The 438-nt window shown below is 55.3% G+C and carries 1 protein-coding gene; it reads right to left on the reverse strand.

Annotated elements, in window-relative coordinates:
* Positions 1-438 (reverse strand): transposase (locus IE090_RS17795; protein ID WP_505655728.1); only part of this gene is annotated, 438 nt, incomplete at both ends.

Here is a 438-nt window from a genome sequence, read left to right on the forward strand (position 1 = left end):
TGGGTTGTTGCTTAGGATGGTTGGGCTGCTTGCTCGTTTTTGCTTTTTCTATGCGCCGCTTCACCGAGGTGTGCGCGGATGCTTCGGGCGTGGCTGCCATATTTGCCCGTACCGGGTTAAGGTCGACATAGGCCATGCACGCAGCCAGTGCTGCTTCATCTAAGAGTGCCTGGGATTTAAAACGACCTTCCCAGAAGCGGCCAGTGCACTGGTCTTCCTGATTGGCTTCTCGCGCAATGGCCTCGTTCAGCACCCGCATAAACCAGCTGATGCTAGATAACCGTGAGCGCCACTCTTCCACATACATTTGCAGTCGCTTTTGCTCAGCAACGCCCAGCTCGTCACCGCTTATAAAGCGCTGAGACAGCATATTGCCACTAAATAGCGTGTGCCAGCGCTCAATGACTTCCGTGTCGCTCCAGTGATGGGCGCGCTCAG

This window comes from Bacterioplanes sanyensis, from assembly GCF_014652515.1.
In the GTDB taxonomy this organism is placed as follows: Bacteria; Pseudomonadota; Gammaproteobacteria; order Pseudomonadales; family Oceanobacteraceae; genus Bacterioplanes; species Bacterioplanes sanyensis.